Consider the following 14,605-nt stretch of genomic DNA (forward strand, 5'->3'; position numbering starts at 1 on the left):
AATTGCTATTTTTAAAATTAAAGGTTTATAATGTTTTCAAATAAAGTATATATTGCTGTTAGTTTAGATGGATATATTTCACATAAGAATAACAGTGTTAAGTGGCTAGATATTGTACCTATGGATAAAAAAATAGAAATTGAATTTTTAGATTTTATGAATAGTATTGATTGTGTAGTAATGGGTAAAAATACATTTAATGTTGTTAAAAGTTTTAACGATAAATGGCCTTATAATAAAAAAGTTTTTGTTCTTAGTAGCTCTATGAAGAGTATTCCAAAAGGTTATGAAGATAAAATAGAATTACTTAATATGAAACCCTCAATATTAGTTAACTTTTTAAATAATAAAGGATATAAAAAGTTGTATATTGATGGAGGAAAAACAATTCAAAACTTTTTAGAAGAAGATTTAATTGATGAAATGACTATTTCTACAATACCTGTTTTACTAGGTGAGGGGAAACCGCTATTTTCAAAGTTAACAAAATCAAAACTTTTTAAAGTTATTAATACTAGAGTTGTTGCACAATTTTATACTCAAACAGTATATAAAAAACAAAAATAAAATACTATATTGTACCTTTTAAATAGTTTTGTCTTAACTGCTCAGGTAGTTTTTCTATTGCATATCTTAACATTGTCCTTGGCATCTTTTTATATCTTTGATTTAAAAACTCAATCATTGTATTTTCATCTTTTTTACCTACATTTCTAATAGCCCAACCTACAGCTTTGTGAATTAAATCATGTTCATCTTTTAGTAATATATCTGCAATTTTTAATGTATCTTGATAATTTCCATTATTTATAAAAGCAAAAGTACTAATAATCGCCACTCTCTTTTTCCATAAGTTATTTGATCTTGCAAACTCATAAAGTATTGATTTGTCTTCTTTTATTAAGTAATCACCTACAATGTGAGGAGAAGTTACATCAATTAAATCCCAATTATTAACCCAAGATATATTTTGAATATAAAAATTAAATATTTCTTCTTTTTTATTAAGCTTTTTTGATTTATATTGATATGTTAAAACTAAAAGTGCAAACATTCTATATTCATGGTATGGTGAATGTAAAAACTCATCTATATGGCTAAAGCAAAGATCTAAAAAATACTTTTTTACTATTTTCCTAATATCTGGAACTTTTATACCTAAAAAAACATCTTTATGTGCATAGTCACCAGCTTTTGTCTTAAAAAAACTCTTATATGTTTGAACATTATTAATATTTGTAAATATTGCTAAATCTTCTTTAATTTGCTTTGTTATATTCATATGGACTCACTTTTTAATTATTCTTATTATATTTTAACTTAAGTTATAAAAAAATCAATTAAATAAACCAGTAGTTTATGAAAAAGAAAGTAAAAACAAACTATAATAAACCACTAGTTTATAAAAAGGTTTATTATGCCAATAATAGTAAATAAAGAAGAAAAAATAGATGAGATATGTCAAAAAGCATATAATGAGTTTAAAAAAAATGAGATTGAAACTATCTCTTTAAATCAATTGATACAAAAGATTGATATTTCAAAAGGTCAGTTTTATCACTATTTTAAAACTAAAGAAGAGTTAGTATTTGAAGTTATGAAAAGAAAAACAATTGAATATTTTAATATATGCGAAAAAGATTTAGAAAAGTGCAAAAGTTTTGAACAATGTTTACTAATATTTTTTAGTGTTTATATTAGCAATGATGATTTATGCAAAACTTTAAGAAAGCTTTTTTTTGCAAGCTTTCATACATATGTATATTCAAAGAAAAAAGAAGTAAGCCAATATAATCATTTTTATTATGAGTATATTGATAAAAAATTGTTAAATATTTTTGAACAATATGAAATAAACTATACAAAAAAAGAGTTTATTAAATCTATTTGTGCAACTGCGGATGGGATGTATTTTAGAGATTTAGTAGATAATAGTTTTAATCTTCAAAATGAATTATCACTTTATATAAAACAGATTTCTATTATTTTGAAAAAAGGATAAAAATGCATTGGTGGTATTTATTTGCTGGAATTATATTTGAAGTAATGGGAACTTTATGTATTAAACAAACATCAATAACAAATAGTTATTATTGGGCAGGTGCAGTTTTAATATTTTATATTATATCTTTTAGCTTAGTTGGCCTTGCTGTAAAAAAAATCGATATAGGTACAGCATATGCAATATGGGCTGGTTTTGGAACTGTTGCTATAACACTTCTTGGTTGGTTAATTTTTAAAGAATTAATGAGCACACAAAAGTTTATTGCTATTTTATTAATCGTAATGGGAACTGTTATGTTAAAGTTAGGACATGCTTGAGTTATTGAGAGTTAAAATAAAAAAGGGGAAAGTTTAACTTTCCCCTTTTTTCATTATTTGTTAGAAGTAAATTTATCTTACTTCCCAAGTCTTTATTATTGACTTTTATTTTAATTTTTTTGTAACAGTGATAAGTTTTCTATTTAAACTATTTATCTAAAACTCCTATCTTTTACAACCTCCGTTACATTGGATAAAATAAGTATAGCACTTTACTAGCTTAAAAGTAAATTAAATTTGCAGTATATGTTAAAAAAATAATCTAAAAGATATATAGAATCAATTTTTAAACCATATATAGGTTATTTTTTGGGGTTTGTGCTTTATTTTATATAATTTTTTTTATTTATAAAACTCATTTTATAGCTTTTAAATAGTACTTATCAATATTTTTTAAAGATTCTAGGTGCATATTTACATATTTATCATTAAAATCTTTTACAAATTTATAAAAATCAATACCATTTAAAGTAATAGCTTTTGTTAAATTATCACTATTATTTATCTCATGAAAACAAAAGTGAGTATTTATATACCTTATTTGATAATCAGAAAAACTATAATTATTAAACTCTTTGTTTATTTTTCCATTTTTTACTATTTCAGTTCCCTCATTTGCAATAGCTGGGCAATTTTTATCTACATAGATTGAATTATCCAAGTGAGCACTTAAAGGGTAATTTCTACAAGTTGATGGTCTTTTTTCATAAATAGTGCAAAGATTATTTTCTAAATATCTACAAAACTCTTTACCATTAGTAAGAAGAATTACAGGTTTTAAATAACCAAGTTCACCATACATAAAAACAATAGGGAAGTTTTCATACACTTTTTCAAAATCTTCAAGAAGTATTTGTGCATATAATATACCTCTTTCTCCATCACAACAATGAGCCTCGCAAGTTTCGCATGAACTAAAATAAAGTGTTTCGTTTTCTATTCTTTCAAAAGTTTTCATAACATAGGTTTTAACATATTTTCTTTTACTTTTTTATAAAATATAAAATTATTTAGTCTTATATAATAAATCTTAGATAAAATATAAAAAAAATTGGATAAAAAATGAAAAAAAAATTAATTAAGATAATCAAAGAGGCTTCAAAAATTTTAGTTGAGGGTTACTATAATGAAAAAGAAGTAACATTTAAAGCAAAAAAAGATTTAGTTACAAAATATGATGTGGCAGTTGAAGAGTTTTTAAAAGAAAAATTCAAAAAAGAGTTTAGTGATTTTAATATAATTGCAGAAGAGTCTGATAATAGTAATTTAAAATTTGATAATTCTATTATTATAGATCCAATTGATGGTACAACAAACTTTGTAAATAAAGTACCACATACTGCTATTTCTGTTGGAGTTTATAAAAATAAAAAACCATATATGGGAGTAGTTTATAATCCTATTTTGGATGAATTATATTATGCTAAAGTAAATAAAGGTGCTTATTTAAATAAAAAGAAAATAGAAGTTTCTAAGGAAAAAAACTTTCAAAAAGCATTGATTTCTACTGGTTTTCCATATTCTTGTGGAACATGTAGTGATGATTTAAATGCTGTTATGAAACAAATGAAAAATATACTTCCAAATTGTCAAGATATAAGAAGATTAGGTTCAGCATCTTTAGATTTATGTTATGTTGCAAAAGGTACGTATGAGGGATATTATGAAATGAATTTAAAAGCATGGGATGTGAGTGCTGGAATAATTATTTTAAGTGAAGCTGGAGGAAAAGTAACAAATGAAAAAGGAAAAAAATATAAACTTTTCAGTGATAAATATATAGTTGCAACAAATAGTAAAATTCACAAAAAGCTTTTAAGCCATTTATAACATAAAAGAAGAATTTTAGTAATTTTTTAGTAAAATATCAGCTTCAAATTTGAAATGAAGGTTTAGCATTTATGTGTGGAATAGTTGGATACATCGGCAATAAAAATACAGCAAAAGTACTACTTGATGGTTTAAAAGAGCTTGAATATAGAGGTTATGATTCAGCAGGTTTAGCACTTTTGAATGAAAATAATATTGATGTATATAAAGCTTTGGGAAAACTTGAAAACTTAAGAGAAAAAACAAAAGATATTATAAATAAAGAGTTTTACTTAGGAATAGGTCATACAAGGTGGGCTACTCATGGAAAACCAACTGAATTAAACGCGCATCCTCATTTAGGAGAATATTCTTATGTAGTTCACAATGGAATAATTGAAAATTATAAAGAGTTAAAAGATGATTTGATAAGCCAAGGACACAAATTTGTATCACAAACTGATACAGAAGTTATAGTTCACTTATTTGAAAATATTAATAATAAAATTAATGATACAAAACAAGCTTTTAAAGATACAATTTCAAAACTAAAAGGTGCTTTTTCTATACTTTTAGTTTCTAAAGCGGATCCTAAAAAAATCTTCTTTTTTAAAAATGGAAGTCCATTAATAATAGCAAAAGGAAATGAGCAAAAGGAGATTCTTTTCTCATCTTCGGATGCTCCTTTGATAGGGTTATGTAAAGAAGTGGTATATTTAGAAGATGGAGTTGGTGGCATTGCAAGTGCTGATGAAATCGAGTTTTTTGATGATAATTACACTTGGAGTTCATTACCATCTTCAAAACAGTATGCACAAAAAGATGGCTTTAGATTTTTTATGGAAAAAGAGATTTATGAACAAAGTGATGTTGTAAGTGATTGTATGCTTGAAAGAGTAAAAGATGAAACAACATCATTTGATGAGATTAATGATTCTATTTTAGATGGAATTAATGAAATTAAAATTTGTGCATGTGGTACTAGTTATCACGCAGGAATTACTTCTTCTTATCTTTTTGAAAGATTAAGTAAGATTAAGTGTAATGTTGAAATTGCAAGTGAATTTAGATATAAACAGCCTTTATTAACAAAAGACACGCTTTTTATAGTTATTTCGCAAAGTGGAGAAACTGCAGATACTTTAGAAGTTTTAAAAATGGCAAAAAAAGCTGGGCTTAAAACTTTAGTTATTTGCAATGTTGATAACTCTTCTATGACAAGACTTGCTCATTATTCAATTTTAACAAGAGCAGGGATTGAAAAAGGAGTTGCTTCGACAAAAGCTTTTTCAACGCAAACAGTAACACTTTGGATGTTAGCTTTATATTTTGCAAATGTAAAAAAATCTATAAGTAATGAAGTTATGCAAAAAGAGTTAACAGCCTTAAGAGAAGTTCCAAATGCACTAAAAATTGAAGATAAAATTCATGAAAAAACAAGAAGATTATCTAAAAGATACCTTCACGGTCATGGGTTCTTTTTTATTGGTAGGGATGTATTTTATCCTTTAGCTTTAGAAGGAGCTTTAAAGCTTAAAGAGATTTCTTACTTACATGCTGAGGGGTATCCAGCAGGTGAGATGAAGCATGGACCAATTGCACTAGCTGATCCAGAGCTATTTACAATTGCTTTAATGCCTCAAAATCTTCTTTATGACAAGGTTAAGTCAAATGTTGAAGAATTAAGTGCTAGAGATAGCACTATTTGCTCGATTTCATCGCTTGATTTTGAGTTAAGTGATGATTTTGTAAAAATACAAGAAACTAATCACTATATGCTGGAATTTTTTGAGATGTTAGTTGTTGTACAACTTTTATCAATGGAGATTTCAATAAGATTAGGAAATGATGTTGATATGCCAAGAAACTTGGCAAAATCAGTAACTGTAGAGTAATATTCAACTTGCTGCAATATTTGTTATTTTTTAGGCAGCAATAATGGTAATTAAAAATAATGGAAAACAAAAATGGAAAACCTAAGAGGAAAACAAAGATGGAAAACAAAAATCAATATTTATTCACTTCTGAAGTAGTAAGTGCAGGTCATCCTGACAAATGTGCTGATATTATTGCAGATACAATAGTAGATAAATTAATTATAGAAGATAGTAATAGTAGAGTTGCTTCTGAAGTATTTGTTGCAGGTAAAAATGTAGTAATAGGCGGAGAAGTTAAATCAAATTGTCAGTTAAGTAATGAAGATTATGAAAAATTAGTAAAAGATGCCCTTGCAAAAATAGGCTATGATGGAAAATCTTCTTTTACAAAAGAACAATGTTTGCACCCTGATGATGTAAATGTGAAAGTATTATTAAATCAACAAAGCCCTGATATTAATCAAGGTGTTGATCGAGATTCGGGTGAAATTGGTGCTGGTGATCAAGGTATTATGTTTGGTTTTGCTTCAACTGAAACAGCAGATTTAATGCCAGCTGCAATAACTTATGCTAGAATGCTTTGTGATAAAGTATATAATTATGCATTAAAACATAAGCATAAATTAGGTGTTGATATTAAAACACAAGTTACTGTTGATTATGGAACTAAAGAAAATTTTGAAAATTGTAATCCACAAAAGATTCATACAATTGTTGTTAGTGCACCTTCTGTTGAAGATATGCCAATTGAAGAAGTAAGAGAGTTAATCCAAGGATTAATTGATGACACAGGTCTTCCAACATCTATGTATGATAAAGATAATACAATTATTCATATTAATCCAACTGGAAGATATGTATCTCATTCATCATTACATGATAGTGGATTAACAGGAAGAAAATTAATTGTTGATTCATTTGGTGGATATGCACCAATTGGTGGTGGAGCTCAAAGTTCAAAAGATTATACAAAAGTTGATAGAAGTGGATTATATGCAGCAAGATGGATTGCAAAACAAATTGTAGCAGCAGGACTTGCACAAAAAGCAGTAGTTCAAATTTCATATGCAATTGGTGTAGCTAGACCTACATCTATTTCTGTTGATACAATGGGAACTTATACAAGTGTAAATGATGATAAGTTATCACAATTTGTAATGGACAATTATCCATTAACACCAAAATGGATTATTGATAAATTTGGATTAGATAAGCCATCAGAAGAGACATTTTTATATGCAGATGTTGCAAGTAGAGGTCAAGTGGGACAAAGTGATTACCCATGGGAAAAACTTGACGAAGTAGAGAAATTTAAGAATATTAAATAAAGATTATGTAGTTTAGTAAAGGATTTAGAATGGATTTAAAAGACTTGTTTAGCAAAATATCATTTGATAGGAAAAAGGAACAACCAAGTAAAAAAGATGCTCCTTCTCATTGGGTTAAATGCCCTGAGTGTAATGCTTTAATGTTCTTTAAAGAAGTAGAGAACCAAGAAAATATTTGTCCAAAGTGTAATTTTCATATGAGAATTGGAGCTAAAAAAAGAATAGAGTCTTTAGCAGATAATGACTCTTTTGTAGAGTATGATACTGACTTAAAACCAGTTGATCCATTGAATTTTGTTGATAAAAAATCATACAAAAAAAGAGTAGATGAAGCACAGAAAAAAACTGGAAGAACTTCTGCTGTTGTAAGTGGTGAATGTACGATAAATTCAAAACCTGTACAAATAGTTGTTTTTGATTTTGCATTTATGGGTGGAAGTTTAGGCTCAGTTGAAGGTGAAAAGATTGTAAGAGCAGTAAACAGAGCAATGGAAAAACATCAAGGCTTAATAATTATTTCTGCATCAGGTGGTGCTAGAATGCAAGAGTCAACATTTTCACTTATGCAAATGGCAAAAACTTCTGCTGCACTTAAAAAACTTGATGCTTTAGGTTTACCATATATATCAATTTTAACAGATCCTACGATGGGTGGTGTATCTGCATCTTTCGCATTTTTAGGAGATATTATTATTGCTGAACCTGGTGCATTAATTGGTTTTGCAGGACAAAGAGTTATTAAGCAAACTATTGGAGCTGATTTACCTGAGGGCTTCCAAAGAGCAGAATTTTTACTTGAAAAAGGTTCTATTGATATGGTGGTTAATAGAGCAAAAATGAAAAAAACACTAAGTGATCTTTTAACAATGTTTTATAAAGAATCCACTCAAGCTAGTTAATGAATCCTACTAAACTTGAGAGGCTTTTAGATATTGATTTAAAAGCCTCTTTTAACAATACTTATGGACTTTGTGATTTTGAAATTCTAAAAAGAAAAAATATAAATTTAGAAGAGTTTGTAAAAATTTGTAAAAAGAAAAATATAAAACTAGTTCAATATAGAGATAAAATCAATAATGATAATATTCAAATTGAAAATTTAAATTTTTTAAGATCTAAACTTAATATACCAATTATTATAAATGATAAGTTAAATATAATTGATTATGCAGATGGAATTCATCTGGGGCAAGAGGATTTTCATAAAATTCATAAAGATAAAAAAATTGCGTTAAAACTAATAAGAGCTAAGATAAAAGATAAACTTTTAGGTCTTTCTACACATAATGAAGTAGAAATACTTGAAGCAAATGAACTTGATTTAGATATGATAGGTCTTGGAGCATATAAAGCAACTAAAACAAAAGATGTGTCAAATATTTTAGGTGATAAAATATCTTATTTAGCAAAAATTTCAAAACATCCTGTTTGTGCAATTGGTTCTGTAAAATGTGATGATGATATTAAAAATGTGCATTTTAATGTCGTAGGAAGTGGACTTTATGAAGATTAATATATACTCTATAATGAAACCATCAAATGATGAATTTGATAAATTAACAAAAGAATTTATCAAAATGAGTTTGAAATATGCAAAAGTAGAAATTCATTACATTTTTAATAAAAAAATAGCAAAAGCTCAAACTTTAAGTGAAGATGAGGCTAAAAAATCATATAGTGAAGTATATGAACCGCATCTAAAAAACTCAAGTTTAAATATTGCATTAGATGTATTAGGTAAAAAAATTGATAGTTTTAAATTTTCAAAAATTTTCGATAATAATTCAGAAATTAATTTTTTTATTGGAGGAGCATTTGGTTTTGAAAAAGAATTTTTAAATAAATGTGACACAATAATAAGCTTGAGTGAATTGACAATGGCTCATAAAATTGCCCATCTTGTATTGATTGAACAAGTGTTTCGAGGTCTTTGTATTAAAAATAATCATCCTTATCATAAGTAATTTATTAAATTTTTTGTATAATACTCAAATTTTCAATAAGGGATGAGAGTGGCTAATACAAAACAAATACAAGAGTTAAAAGATACTTTAGTTATTAGAAGAGAGCAAATAATAAAAAGTATTGATGGAAGTAGAGAAAGTATAAACTCTTTAAAAGATACAGAGTGCAATGATGATTATGATTATGCAGAAGTTTCAAGTGATAGTTTTAAAGAAGGAATTATTGCAAATCAACAAGTTAAAGAGTTAAACGAAATAGAAGACGCCTTGAAAAGAATAGAAAAAGGTAAATATGGTATTTGTGAAATGTGTGATGAGTTAATCGCTATTGGTAGATTAAGAGCAAAACCATTTGCAAAATTTTGTACACCTTGTAGAGAAATATATGAGGTAGAACAACAGTAGAAAAGGAATAGTTGTGGGACTTAAAAAATATATTGTATTTTCAATTTTATTAATAATTTTAATTTTTGGTTATGTGTTTAGTGTAGAACCTGGTGAGTATAAAATTACTGTTCTTGATATTTCACTTACATTACCAATTGCGGTTTGGGTAATTTTACCATTACTTGTGCTTTTTATAGGAAGTGTTTCTCATATGCTTTATTATAGTTTAAAAAGCTATTTAAAATATAGAGCAATTTTAAAAGATGAAGAAAATATCATGCAAAGTATAAAAGCTTATTTATTACAAAAAGGTGATAAAACAAGTTATAAAACAAAAGCTTTTAAAGATATTTCTAATATTCTTTCACAAATTAATTTCGAGGTTAAAGATTCAAGTTTTACAACTTCAAATAATGAAATTAATAAAATAGTTTCACTAATAAAAGATATTAATAATGGAACTTATGTTCAAGATAAAGATTTAAAATTAGAACCAACTTCAAAATTAGCACATAAAAACTTATTAAATAAAGTAGATGCTGAGATTGATTTTTGTGTAGAAGTTTTAAAAAAACCAATGAATTATAGTTCTGATGTTATAAAAAAAGCTTTTTTAAATGTTGTTGAAGAAAAAAGTATGACAACTGTTAAGAAACTTTATGAAAATGTAACTTTAGATAAAGAAATGGGAAAAAAACTTTTTGAAAAAAGTGCAAAAAATCCAGACTTTGCTATAATAAATGAAGAAGTTATAAAAATTACTAAAAACTTAGATTATGAAAAAAATGATTATTTAGAGTTAGCAAAACTTTATAAAGATGCATATCAACCTGATGATTTAATCTCACTATTTGAAGATTTGTCAAAAGAGATTGATTGTAGTACAGAAGCTTATCTTTATGTATTATTTGAGTTTGAAATGATAGATAGAATTAGAGAGTTATTAACAAGTTATACAGATGAAGAATATCCTGCATTTAGAGCATTGATTGATCTTAAAGATTCTGGAAAACAATACTCTTTAGAAAGTCTTTGTTACAAAAGCTAATGAAAGAGAAAATTAATTTTAGCCAACCCCTTATGGTGTTGGCTCCACTTGCTGGATATACAGATTTACCTTTTAGAAGAGTAGTTAAAAAATTTGGTGCTGATTTAACAATATCAGAAATGATATCTTCAAACGCTTTAGTTTATAAATCAGAAAAAACTTTAAAAATGATAGAGAAGTCCCCAACTGAAGATCCTTATTTTGTACAAATTGCAGGTAATAAACCAGAGTTAGTAAGAGATGCGGTTGAAATACTAAACGAAATTGATGGAATTGATGGAATTGATTTAAATTGTGGCTGTCCTGCTCCTAAAGTTTTCAATCATGGTTCTGGTTCAAATCTTTTAGGAGATTTGAAAAAATTAGAAGAGATATTAAGTACAGTTAAAAAATATAACAAGAAACAATATACAACAGCAAAAGTAAGACTTGGTGTAAATGAAAAAATACCAGTTGAAATTGGAAAAGTTGTTGAAGCTTGTGGTGTTGACTTTGTATCAGTTCATGGAAGAACAAGAGCTGGAAAGTATAAAGCTCCTGTTGATTATGATGCAATAAAAGCAATGAAGGAAGCTATTAATATTCCTGTAATTGCAAATGGGGATATAAAAGATTATAATAAAGCTAAAGAAGTATTAAATTATACAAATGCTGATGGTTTGATGATTGGACGTGGTGCAATTGGAAAACCATGGGTATTTTATCAACTAAAAAATGGTGTTGAAGATATTTCAGAAGCTATGAAAAAAGAGATTATTTTAGAACATTATGATGCTGTCATTGATTTTCATGGCGAACATGGTGCTAAAATGTTTAGAAAATTACTACATTCATACTCTAAAGGTTACACTGGTGCCAATGAATTTAGAGATATAATAAATCGTGTTCATGATATTAAAATTATGAGAGATATGATAGAAAGCTTTTTTTAATGAATTTTAAACAGATATTTGGATAAAATATTTCACTTTTAGAAAAAGGAAATATTTGTCTGAATATTATTTTGAATTAACAATTAAACCTAAAAACAATTATGAACAATTTCTTGAACTATTGAGTGCTTTAACAAATGAAGCTATAGAAGAAAAAAATGGACTGCTTATAGCAAGAAGTGAAGATGATTTAACTCATATAGAGTTTGGAATAAATGAATTTGCAAAAAGATTAAATATCTCTTGTGAAACAAAATGTGAAAAAATAGAAAATCAAGACTGGATTTTGAATTATCAAAAAAGTGTAAAAGCAGTAGAAGTTGGAAACTTTTTTATTAGACCCTCTTGGGAAGATAAAAAAGAAGATAAAATTGATATAATCATAGATCCTGCTTTATCATTTGGTTCAGGTCACCATGAAACAACTTCTTCTTGCATTTTAGCAATAGATCAGTTTGTTAAAAAAGATAGTGATGTCTTAGATGTAGGGTGTGGTAGTGGAATATTATCAATTGCAGCTTCAAAGTTGGGATGTAATGTAGATATTTGTGACACAGATGAAGTTTGCATAGCTGATACAAAAGAGAATTTTAAATTAAATAGTGTAAACTTTTATAATAGTTGGATAGGTTCAGCTAACAATGCAGTGAAAAAGTATGATGTTGTAATTGCAAATATTGTTGCTGATGTTTTAGTAATGATTCATAAAGATTTAAAAAATTGCTTAAATGATGGTGGTATTTTAATAGTATCAGGAATTTTGGATAAACATCTAGATAGGGTTTTGAATAAATTCAAGGACTTAAAAGAATTAGAAGTTATTCACAAAAATGAGTGGGTAACAATAGTATTTTCTAAATAAAAAAAGGAGTTTTATTTTATGTCAAAAAAACAAGATAACAATAACGATAATGGAAAAGGGAATAACTTTTTTAACAATAATCCATTATTAGTTTTTGTGGTATTTTCTATAGTAACAATATTAGCTTTTAAAGCTTTATTTCCAGAAGAACAAATGCAAAATGCAGGAAATTCAAATATTGCCTCTTATGGGAAAACAAAGCATAAAACTGTACCTTATTCAGAGTTAAAACAGCTAATTTCAGGTGGTCAAATTGAATATGTAGGAATTGGCAATACTCAAATCAAAGCAGTTTCTAAACCTAGTTCAGGCGAAGTTGTTACTTATACTGCAAGAAGAGTGGTTCCTGATGAAACACTTATTTCAAAATTAGAAAGTAATAATATAGAATATGGTGGAATCAATGAAGAGAATGTATTAGCTGATATATTATTTGGATGGGTACTACCTATTTTTATTTTCTTTGCAATTTGGATGTTTTTGGCAAAAAGAATGTCTAAATCTATGGGTGGAGGAGGAGGCGGTGGCCTTCTTGGAATAGGAAGCTCAAAAAAGATGATTAATTCAGAAAAACCTAAAGTTAAATTTGAAGATATGGCTGGTAATAAAGAAGCAAAAGAAGAAGTTCAAGAAGTTGTTGATTTTTTATCAGACCCAGATAGATATGTTAAGCTTGGTGCACAAATTCCAAAAGGTGTACTTTTAGTTGGACCTCCAGGTACTGGTAAAACACTTTTAGCAAAAGCAGTTGCTGGTGAAGCTGATGTACAGTTTTTATCTGTTTCAGGTTCTGCTTTTATAGAGATGTTTGTTGGTGTTGGTGCAAGTAGAGTTAGAGATTTATTTGAACAAGCTAAAAAAGTTGCTCCTGCTATTATTTTTATTGATGAGATAGATGCAATTGGTAAAAGTAGAGCAAGTGGTGGACCTATGGGTGGAAATGATGAAAGAGAGCAAACATTAAATCAGCTATTAGCTGAAATGGATGGTTTCTCAACAGAAGCGGCTCCTGTAATTGTATTAGCTGCCACAAATAGACCTGAAGTTCTTGACCCAGCTTTACTTAGACCAGGAAGATTTGATAGACAAGTATTAGTTGATAAACCTGATTATGAGGGTAGAGTTGAAATTTTAAAAGTTCATATTAAAGATGTTAAGCTAGGTGAAAATGTTGATTTAAAAGAAGTTGCAAAAATGACAGCAGGTCTTGCTGGTGCAGATTTAGCAAATATTATTAATGAAGCAGCTCTATTAGCAGGTCGTGCAAAAAAAGAGCAAGTAGATCCTAGTGATTTTAAAGAAGCAGTTGAAAGACAAATAGCTGGTTTAGAGAAAAAATCTAGAAGAATCTCTCCAAAAGAGAGAAGAATAGTTGCATATCATGAATCTGGACATGCATTAATTGCAGAAATTACAAAAGGTGCAAAAAAAGTTAACAAAGTATCAATTGTTCCAAGAGGACTTGCTGCGCTTGGATATACTTTAAATACACCTGAAGAAAATAAATATTTAATGCAAAAGCATGAACTAATAGCAGAAGTAGATACACTTCTTGGTGGTCGTGCAGCTGAAGAGGTATTTATTGGTGAAATTAGTACTGGTGCTGGAAATGATTTAGAAAGAGCAACTGATATAATTAAATCGATGGCTTCTGTTTATGGAATGACTGAAGTTGCAGGTCTTATGGTATTAGAAAAAAGACAAAATCAATTTTTAGGTGGACAAACACAAAAAGATTTTTCTGATAATATGGCTAGAAATTTAGATGACTTTATAAAAAAAGCATTAAATGATAGATATGAAGCAGTTTTACAATCTTTAAAAGACAATAAAGCAGCCATTGAAGAGATGACAGCTGAATTATTAGAAATTGAAGTTATTTCAGGTGAAAGAGTAAGAGAGATAATTAAAGCAAATGGTGGAATTGTTTTTGAAGCAGAAGATTTACATTCTGATGCTATAAGTGAAGAAGATACAACAACAAAAGAAGATACAGAAAAAACTGATGATAAGCCTGATGAGAAAGAGAATACGGATTCTTTGAAAAAAGAAGAAAATAGTGAAAATAAATAGGCA

Annotated in this window: 16 protein-coding genes; 14 read left to right on the forward strand and 2 right to left on the reverse strand. The window is 27.6% G+C overall.

Going from position 1 to position 14,605, the window contains the following annotated elements:
• Positions 1-30: 30 nt before the first annotated feature.
• Positions 31-567: a dihydrofolate reductase family protein gene (locus AMRN_RS02850; RefSeq protein WP_099311473.1), complete on the forward strand. Its 537-nt coding sequence runs from the start codon at positions 31-33 to the stop codon at positions 565-567.
• 4 nt (positions 568-571) lie between these two features.
• Here the strand turns inward: AMRN_RS02850 and AMRN_RS02855 are convergent, their stop codons facing one another.
• Positions 572-1,282 (reverse strand): DNA alkylation repair protein, encoded by a 711-nt coding sequence (locus AMRN_RS02855; RefSeq protein WP_099311472.1) that lies wholly within the window; start codon positions 1,280-1,282, stop codon positions 572-574.
• Between the two features lie 135 nt (positions 1,283-1,417).
• Here AMRN_RS02855 and AMRN_RS02860 point away from each other — a divergent pair, with 135 nt between their 5' ends.
• Together AMRN_RS02860 and AMRN_RS02865 are read left to right on the forward strand one after the other, a co-directional pair.
• Positions 1,418-2,002 (forward strand): TetR/AcrR family transcriptional regulator, encoded by a 585-nt coding sequence (locus tag AMRN_RS02860; protein ID WP_099311471.1) that lies wholly within the window; start codon positions 1,418-1,420, stop codon positions 2,000-2,002.
• A 2-nt stretch (positions 2,003-2,004) separates the two neighbouring features.
• Positions 2,005-2,322: a DMT family transporter gene (locus tag AMRN_RS02865; RefSeq protein WP_099311470.1), complete on the forward strand. Its 318-nt coding sequence runs from the start codon at positions 2,005-2,007 to the stop codon at positions 2,320-2,322.
• A 355-nt stretch (positions 2,323-2,677) separates the two neighbouring features.
• On the opposite strand, the gene AMRN_RS02870 is transcribed toward AMRN_RS02865, so the two are convergent.
• Positions 2,678-3,280 carry a YkgJ family cysteine cluster protein gene (locus tag AMRN_RS02870; protein ID WP_099311469.1) on the reverse strand — a complete coding sequence of 201 codons (603 nt, stop codon included), beginning with the start codon at positions 3,278-3,280 and terminating at the stop codon, positions 2,678-2,680.
• A gap of 104 nt (positions 3,281-3,384) precedes the next feature.
• On the opposite strand from AMRN_RS02870, the gene AMRN_RS02875 reads away from it, so the two are divergent.
• The 11 genes from AMRN_RS02875 to ftsH all read left to right on the forward strand — a co-directional run bounded on the left by AMRN_RS02875 (position 3,385) and on the right by ftsH (position 14,602).
• Entirely contained in the window at positions 3,385-4,152 is a 768-nt protein-coding gene (locus AMRN_RS02875) for an inositol monophosphatase family protein (RefSeq protein WP_099311468.1), read from the forward strand.
• 71 nt (positions 4,153-4,223) lie between these two features.
• Entirely contained in the window at positions 4,224-6,026 is a 1,803-nt protein-coding gene (gene glmS, locus AMRN_RS02880) for a glutamine--fructose-6-phosphate transaminase (isomerizing) (protein WP_099311467.1), read from the forward strand.
• Positions 6,027-6,124: 98 nt separating this feature from the next.
• Positions 6,125-7,336 carry a methionine adenosyltransferase gene (gene metK / locus AMRN_RS02885; RefSeq protein WP_228150839.1) on the forward strand — a complete coding sequence of 404 codons (1,212 nt, stop codon included), beginning with the start codon at positions 6,125-6,127 and terminating at the stop codon, positions 7,334-7,336.
• Between the two features lie 29 nt (positions 7,337-7,365).
• Positions 7,366-8,235: an acetyl-CoA carboxylase, carboxyltransferase subunit beta gene (gene accD / locus AMRN_RS02890; RefSeq protein ID WP_099311465.1), complete on the forward strand. Its 870-nt coding sequence runs from the start codon at positions 7,366-7,368 to the stop codon at positions 8,233-8,235.
• A complete protein-coding gene (locus tag AMRN_RS02895) occupies positions 8,235-8,849 on the forward strand; it encodes a thiamine phosphate synthase (protein ID WP_099311464.1) in 615 nt (204 codons plus the stop codon). Before accD ends, AMRN_RS02895 begins: the two co-directional genes overlap by 1 nt.
• Positions 8,839-9,300 (forward strand): 23S rRNA (pseudouridine(1915)-N(3))-methyltransferase RlmH, encoded by a 462-nt coding sequence (locus AMRN_RS02900; protein WP_099311463.1) that lies wholly within the window; start codon positions 8,839-8,841, stop codon positions 9,298-9,300. The genes AMRN_RS02895 and AMRN_RS02900 overlap by 11 nt, the downstream gene beginning before the upstream one ends.
• A gap of 48 nt (positions 9,301-9,348) precedes the next feature.
• Complete coding sequence (gene dksA, locus AMRN_RS02905; RefSeq protein ID WP_099311462.1) at positions 9,349-9,705, forward strand: RNA polymerase-binding protein DksA; 357 nt, start codon at positions 9,349-9,351, stop codon at positions 9,703-9,705.
• 13 nt (positions 9,706-9,718) lie between these two features.
• Positions 9,719-10,735, forward strand: a complete 1,017-nt coding sequence (locus AMRN_RS02910) for a hypothetical protein (protein ID WP_099311461.1) — start codon at positions 9,719-9,721, stop codon at positions 10,733-10,735.
• On the forward strand, positions 10,735-11,667 hold the full coding sequence (locus AMRN_RS02915; protein WP_099311483.1) for a tRNA dihydrouridine synthase: 933 nt from the start codon (positions 10,735-10,737) through the stop codon (positions 11,665-11,667). Before AMRN_RS02910 ends, AMRN_RS02915 begins: the two co-directional genes overlap by 1 nt.
• A gap of 55 nt (positions 11,668-11,722) precedes the next feature.
• Positions 11,723-12,529: a 50S ribosomal protein L11 methyltransferase gene (locus AMRN_RS02920; RefSeq protein ID WP_099311460.1), complete on the forward strand. Its 807-nt coding sequence runs from the start codon at positions 11,723-11,725 to the stop codon at positions 12,527-12,529.
• An 18-nt stretch (positions 12,530-12,547) separates the two neighbouring features.
• Positions 12,548-14,602: an ATP-dependent zinc metalloprotease FtsH gene (gene ftsH / locus AMRN_RS02925; RefSeq protein ID WP_099311459.1), complete on the forward strand. Its 2,055-nt coding sequence runs from the start codon at positions 12,548-12,550 to the stop codon at positions 14,600-14,602.
• The last annotated feature ends 3 nt before the right edge of the window (positions 14,603-14,605 follow it).

Source organism: Malaciobacter marinus (assembly GCF_003544855.1).
Taxonomy (GTDB): domain Bacteria; phylum Campylobacterota; class Campylobacteria; order Campylobacterales; family Arcobacteraceae; genus Malaciobacter; species Malaciobacter marinus.

Bases quoted from the DNA above. Each gene is read 5' to 3' on its own strand.
- AMRN_RS02850 (WP_099311473.1), top strand. From the start codon at position 31: ATGTTTTCAAATAAAGTATATATTGCTGTTAGTTTAGATGGATATATT.
- AMRN_RS02855 (WP_099311472.1), bottom strand. From the start codon at position 1,282: ATGAATATAACAAAGCAAATTAAAGAAGATTTAGCAATATTTACAAAT.
- AMRN_RS02860 (WP_099311471.1), top strand. From the start codon at position 1,418: ATGCCAATAATAGTAAATAAAGAAGAAAAAATAGATGAGATATGTCAA.
- AMRN_RS02865 (WP_099311470.1), top strand. From the start codon at position 2,005: ATGCATTGGTGGTATTTATTTGCTGGAATTATATTTGAAGTAATGGGA.
- AMRN_RS02870 (WP_099311469.1), bottom strand. From the start codon at position 3,280: ATGAAAACTTTTGAAAGAATAGAAAACGAAACACTTTATTTTAGTTCA.
- AMRN_RS02875 (WP_099311468.1), top strand. From the start codon at position 3,385: ATGAAAAAAAAATTAATTAAGATAATCAAAGAGGCTTCAAAAATTTTA.
- glmS (WP_099311467.1), top strand. From the start codon at position 4,224: ATGTGTGGAATAGTTGGATACATCGGCAATAAAAATACAGCAAAAGTA.
- metK (WP_228150839.1), top strand. From the start codon at position 6,125: ATGGAAAACAAAAATCAATATTTATTCACTTCTGAAGTAGTAAGTGCA.
- accD (WP_099311465.1), top strand. From the start codon at position 7,366: ATGGATTTAAAAGACTTGTTTAGCAAAATATCATTTGATAGGAAAAAG.
- AMRN_RS02895 (WP_099311464.1), top strand. From the start codon at position 8,235: ATGAATCCTACTAAACTTGAGAGGCTTTTAGATATTGATTTAAAAGCC.
- AMRN_RS02900 (WP_099311463.1), top strand. From the start codon at position 8,839: ATGAAGATTAATATATACTCTATAATGAAACCATCAAATGATGAATTT.
- AMRN_RS02915 (WP_099311483.1), top strand. From the start codon at position 10,735: ATGAAAGAGAAAATTAATTTTAGCCAACCCCTTATGGTGTTGGCTCCA.
- ftsH (WP_099311459.1), top strand. From the start codon at position 12,548: ATGTCAAAAAAACAAGATAACAATAACGATAATGGAAAAGGGAATAAC.